The following is a 6,105-nucleotide window of genomic DNA, read 5'->3' as shown; positions in this document are numbered from 1 at the left end:
TGCTCACCCCTTGCAATACAAGGGCATTATCGCCGTGTAATGATGGACTATTGCCCTGCTCGCTCTGCCATAAAATTGCAGGAATGATGTATGCAACACAACAGCCTCGTTGCCCGATTTGCTCGTGGTAACCTCGTCGTCCAGATCCTTGTCGGTATTGTCTTTGGTATTTTGCTCGCCACAATTTCCCCAAGCCATGCCGAAAGTGCAGGATTAATTGGTAGCCTTTTTGTTGGTGCTCTTAAAGCGATCGCGCCAATCCTTGTGTTTATTTTGGTTGCCGCTTCAATTGCGAACCAAAAGAAAAACCAGCACACGTACATGCGTCCAATCGTTGTACTGTACCTGATGGGTACGTTCTTCGCGGCGCTATCAGCAGTGGTTCTAAGCTTCCTTTTCCCGACAAATTTAACGCTTGTCACCGGCGCTGAAGGTGCAACGCCGCCTCAAGGTATTGCTGAAATTCTACGCACACTGTTGTTTAAACTGGTCGACAACCCAGTAAATGCACTAGTAGAAGCAAACTACATTGGCATTCTTGCTTGGGGTGTGGGTCTGGGTCTTGCGCTACACCACGCATCTGCAACAACGAAAGCCGTGTTTGAAGATCTCAGCCACAGCGTGTCTCACATTGTTCGCTTTATCATTCGTCTTGCACCATTTGGTATCTTTGGTCTGGTTGCTTCAACATTCGCAACAACAGGCTTTAGCGCACTAGCAAGCTACGCACACCTTCTGGCGGTTCTTCTTGGCGCAATGATGATCATCGCACTCGTTGTAAACCCGGCGATCGTGTTCGTTAAAACTAAGCAAAACCCTTACCCACTTGTATTCCGTTGCCTACGTGAAAGTGGTGTAACCGCGTTCTTCACTCGTTCAAGTGCGGCGAATATCCCAGTAAACATGGCACTATGTGAGAAGCTAAAACTGGACGAAGATACGTACTCAGTATCTATCCCACTAGGTGCGACCATTAACATGGCTGGTGCTGCAATCACTATCACAACGCTAACGCTTGCAGCTGTGCACACTATGGGTATTGAAGTTGATCTACTGACTGCACTACTGCTAAGTATTGTGGCTGCGGTTTCTGCATGTGGCGCATCAGGTGTTGCAGGTGGCTCGCTACTACTTATCCCACTTGCGTGTGGTCTGTTTGGTATCTCAAACGACGTAGCAATGCAGGTTGTAGCGGTTGGCTTCATCATCGGCGTGATTCAAGACTCTGCTGAAACTGCACTAAACAGTTCAACAGACGTTGTCTTCACAGCAGCAGTTTGTAAATCAGAACAGCAAAAAGCTCAGTAAGACTGACAGAATAAATAGAAAGGGGAGCCGATGATGGCTCCCCTTTTTTATATACTAATTATTTGCGCTCAATTACGCGGTGGCCAGAGCCACCTCTTCAATTGAGAAATGCTTACTTGGCTCAACAAACTCTTGCTGTGCCGCGATAGTTTGCAGCTCCCACTCCCCTGCATGGTAAGTGGCGCTTAATACCCCGTAGCACGCGTCATGGCAGTGTTGGAAAGCTTGCTTAGGAGACCACCCCTTCAATAATCCAGCGGTGAAGATAGCCGAGATAAGATCACCCACACCCACAGGCTGTTTGGCAAACTCAAACTGAGGACGCTTCGCTAAGTAAATGCCTTCTTGCGTTGCCAGTAACATGTTGAAGCTGCCATTCTCTAGGCAGTAAAGGTGCTTCACTAGCACTATTTTTGGACCTTTCGCTAGTGCACGTTGGCATGCGGTGATCGCATCGTCTAACGAGTGGATTTCCATCTCTGAAAATTGGCTTAGCTCGAACTGGTTAGGCACGATCACGTCCGCCATTGGCATCAAACGAGTCAGAAGATTTTCAGCAATACCCGGAGCTACAATGCAGCCTTTGTCTGGCGCGCCCATCACAGGGTCGCAAACATAAAGTGCCTTCGGGTTCGCTTGCTTCACCTTCGTCACGGTTTCTTCAACAGCAAGGCACTGCTCTGCGCTGCCTTGGTAGCCCGTCAACACCGCTTGGCACTTTTCCAATGCACCGATGTTACTAAGACCACAAACTAATTCGCTAATGTCTTCAGCCGCAAACGCTCGCCCAGTCCAACCTTCTTGATACTGCGTGTGGTTAGAAAATTGAACGGTATGAATCGGCCATACTTCGAAGCCCATGCGTTGCATTGGGAAAACGGCACTGCTGTTACCAGCATGACCAAAAGAAACATGAGATTGTATAGAGAGGATACCTTGCATAGTACCTTACCTCTTATTGTTGTTATCGATAGTTCAAAGACAGCGGCAAGCGCCAGTTTTGCGAAACCAGTAGTGTATCCGACAAACCAAGATTCTCTAACTCAATTCTCGTTAACTTCTTCAGAGTAAGTTGGAGCGCTGGTTTTCAACACCATCTTCTTGATTTCCATTTTGTCTTTATTCAGTGCGATTTCTAGGGTATCTCCTTCCCTTATCCCGAGTTGAGTCAGGATTACGCTTGGAATGACTACGGCGGTATCGTCACCGATTTTAACAGGTTGACTTATCATCTTTCGTCCTCCAAATGTCGAAAATGAGTTTTCACATCATTGGATATTTATTCCCAAGAGCCTTGTTCTGACTTGGGCTTGGCATAAGCGCCTAAAAACAAAGAGCCTTCCACACCGCGTTTGGGAAGGCTCTTTCATTATTATTTTTTAATTTGCTAAAGGCTCATGCTTGGCAGCAATCAGACCGTAAGCACTCCAGCCTAGGAAGGTGACGATTGAGCCCCACATCATCGCTTCGTAGCCAGAACCATATAGCGCGTAGAAGCTGTATAGGGAACCAATCAGAGCGATAATGTTGGTGGTTTTCATCTCGCGCTCTGGCACGTGCGCCACTTGCTGCATGATGAAAATTGCGCCCATACATAGGATGTAAGGAATAACGTTCGTTACTACCGCTAGGTTAACCAGCGCTTCGAACTGCTCGTTCAGCGTTGGAGAAATAGTCATTAAAGACAGCACCGATTGGATAACCGTGATGGCCACCATACCTTTGATTGGCGTACCACGTTTGTCCACTTGAGAGAACAATTTAGGGAAGAAGCCCGCATCAGAAGATGATTTGAACACTGACGCGATAGTGAACTGCCAACCTAATAGAGAACCCGCACAAGCCAATACCGCCATACCAGCAACCGCTTTACCTGCTGCTGAGCCAAGCATCACAGACCATACGGTTGAGAATGGCGCGGTAGAAGCGGCAAGCTCAGAGTTTGCAACGATACCAGAACAGATGTTTGTCGATACAATGTAAACCACCGCAGCAATCAACGTACCGCCCAATACTGCGATTGGTACGTTCTTCTCTGGGTTTTCTACTGCTTCAGAGTTCGCACAAGCCGATTCAAGACCAAGAAACGCCCATAGTGTCATGGCAATAGAAGCGCTCACAGCTTCACCAAATGGCAGGTGGTGTGGGTTCCAAGCTTCGATGTACATGGTTGGGTTAAACCAGAACCAACCAACAATACCTAGCGAACATACCGGTAGGATCACACCCCATACCGTGAAGGTGCCGATTTGACCTGTAATTTTCGCACCACCGAAGTTAGCGAAAGTACAAATCCAAAGAATGGCGATGGTGTACAAACAGGTTTCGACCGGAGATAGGGTCACTTCAAAAAATGCGGAGCCGTAACCCACACAGGTAATCGCTATCGCAATATTCGCAATAAGGAGCGACAAACCGTAAGTCCAGCCCGCCATAAACGCACCCGATTTACCGAATGCGTAAGACGCGTAACCGTTCATACCGCCGTCACGTTTACTAAAGCGACCACATTTTGCAAACACATAAGCCAACGCCAAAGAGCCCGCAGCCGTGATCAGCCAAGATAACACAGAAATGGTGCCCACTTGCGCCAGTTTACTTGGCAGCATAATGATACCGGAGCCAGCCATGTTGATGAACGTCAGAATGGTTAACTGCACCACCGACATTTTTTTAGTTTCAGTACTCATAAATTATTCTCCACGAATAAGCGGTTCGCACCGACGCCGGAGCGTGGTGCGAACGGGTAGATTAATCTTTTAGGACATAGCAATGTGCGGTAGTGCGACCGTCGACATCTTCAAGGTACACACCTTGAATTTCTGGCGCGAAGCCTGGGAATCGGTTGATGCCTTCTTCTAGAGATAAGAAGTAATCCACCACCTGTTGAGTCCAGATTTCACCAGTGATCACACAGATAATGCCTGGAGGGTAAGGTAGTGCACCTTCGGCGGCTACGCGGCCGACGGCCTCTTTAAGTGGTAGGTAATCGCATTCACCGCGGAAGTATTTACGTGTTGCCACGTCTGGTTTGTGAACCATTTGTGGGAAGTATTCACTGCGGAACATCGCTTTTTGTAGCTGTTTCACGTTCAGCTCTTTGTACATGTCATGCATTTCCTGACATAGCTGACGGATGGTGTAACCACGGTAGCGCTCTTTGTTCGCTTCGTAGACGCCTGGTAGCACGATACTGAGAGGTGCATCATCACGAATGAATTTTTCAAATCGGTTGATTTGCGCGACAAGGTGACGGATCTTACCCATATCTTCCGCTGGAGTGAGTAGGAACAAGATGGAGTTCAAGTCACACTTCTCAGGGATGATGCCGTTTTCGCGAAGGAAGTTCGCCAATAGCGTTGCCGGAATACCGAAATCTGCGTAGCTGCCGTCTTCGGCAATGCCTGCCGTGGTTAGCAACAATTTACATGGGTCAACAAAGTATTGACCTTCGCCATAACCTTCAAACTTGTGCCAGTTTGCATCTGGCTCGAACATGAAGAACTTCTTGTTGGTCGCGATCACATCAGTGTCGTAACTGCCCCAAGGTTGACCTTCAATTTCATTTGGAATGAACGGACGAATTAACTCACAACTTTTGAGAATTTCTTTACGCGCTTCGATACCTGTCTTAACCGCGTCGCTCCATAAACGTAAGCCTGCTTCACCATCGTGGATCTTCGCGTTCACATCCAATGCTGCAAACAACGCATAGAAAGGAGATGTCGATGCGTGCATCATAAACGCGTTGTTAAAGCGTTTGTGATTGCAGTAACGAGCTTGGCCTTTGATATGGCGGTCTTTTTTGTGGATTTGCGACGTTTGAGAGAAGCCAGCTTGTTGCTTGTGAACAGACTGAGTCACGATCACACCCGCATCTTCTGGTTTCAAATCCAGCAGCAGTGGCGAACAGTCTTTCATCATAGGGATGAACTGCTCATAGCCTACCCATGCCGAGTCAAACAAGATGTAGTCACAAAGGTGGCCAATCTTATCCATGACGTAACGAGCGTTATAAATTGTACCGTCGTAAGTACCCAACTGGATGATGGCCAGGCGGAACGGACGTTCATCTCGTGCACGCTCTGGAGATACTTTCGCGATTTGAGCACGAATGTACTCTTCATCGAAACAGTGCTCATCCATACCACCAATGAAGCCCCAAGGGTTACGCGCTGTTTCTAGATAAACTGGCATACCACCCGCTTGGATTAACGCGCCGTGGTGATTCGACTTGTGGTTATTGCGGTCGAACAATACCAAATCACCTTCAGTTACTAGCGCGTTACACACCACTTTATTTGAAGCAGAAGTACCGTTGAGTACGAAGTAAGTTTTGTCAGCGTTAAATACTTTTGCAGCGTGTGCTTGCGCTTGGTGTGCAGAACCTTCGTGGATCAGTAAGTCACCTAAGTCCACGTCCGCGTTACACAAGTCGCTACGGAATAGGTTTTCGCCAAAGAAATCGTAGAATTGTTTACCAGCAGGGTGTTTTTTGAAGAACTGACCACCTTGGTGCCCTGGACAGTCAAACGCCGAGTTACCCATCTCAACGTAGTGCGTTAATTGCTTGAAGAAAGGAGGGAGCAGACGACACTCATATTTAGTCACAGCTTCATTAATTTGACGGCAGTAGTAATCGATAGATTGTCTTTCTAAATCAATAACCCCCGTTAACCAAACGTAATCTTCTGCCGAAACTGGAGTTTCATCGGTCACTAAGAAAACAGGAATTCCGTACCCTGTTTCCGAGATCATTCTGTGCAGACCCGCTTTAATGTCTGCTGACGTAATAAT

General features: G+C 47.6%; 5 protein-coding genes. 1 reads left to right on the top strand and 4 read right to left on the bottom strand.

Going from position 1 to position 6,105, the window contains the following annotated elements:
- Positions 1–90 precede the first annotated feature (90 nt).
- The gene (gene sstT, locus CAG69_RS03005) at positions 91–1,308 is read left to right on the top strand and encodes a serine/threonine transporter SstT (RefSeq protein WP_005396770.1); all 1,218 of its coding nucleotides are present in this window, start codon (positions 91–93) and stop codon (positions 1,306–1,308) included.
- A 72-nt stretch (positions 1,309–1,380) separates the two neighbouring features.
- Here sstT and pdxY read toward each other — a convergent pair whose 3' ends face one another.
- The 4 genes from pdxY to speF all read right to left on the bottom strand — a co-directional run.
- Positions 1,381–2,250 (bottom strand): pyridoxal kinase PdxY, encoded by an 870-nt coding sequence (gene pdxY / locus CAG69_RS03000; RefSeq protein WP_161442662.1) that lies wholly within the window; start codon positions 2,248–2,250, stop codon positions 1,381–1,383.
- Positions 2,251–2,351: 101 nt separating this feature from the next.
- Positions 2,352–2,540 (bottom strand): AbrB/MazE/SpoVT family DNA-binding domain-containing protein, encoded by a 189-nt coding sequence (locus tag CAG69_RS02995; protein WP_005396772.1) that lies wholly within the window; start codon positions 2,538–2,540, stop codon positions 2,352–2,354.
- 147 nt (positions 2,541–2,687) lie between these two features.
- Positions 2,688–3,998: a putrescine-ornithine antiporter gene (potE, locus tag CAG69_RS02990; protein WP_005396773.1), complete on the bottom strand. Its 1,311-nt coding sequence runs from the start codon at positions 3,996–3,998 to the stop codon at positions 2,688–2,690.
- Between the two features lie 61 nt (positions 3,999–4,059).
- The coding region (gene speF, locus CAG69_RS02985) for an ornithine decarboxylase SpeF (protein ID WP_161442660.1) at positions 4,060–6,105 on the bottom strand (2,046 nt) is incomplete at its 5' end.

Source organism: Vibrio sp. V43_P6S15P86 (assembly GCF_009904725.1).
Classification (GTDB): domain Bacteria; phylum Pseudomonadota; class Gammaproteobacteria; order Enterobacterales; family Vibrionaceae; genus Vibrio; species Vibrio diabolicus.
This window is presented reverse-complemented; position numbering and strand designations above follow the sequence as displayed.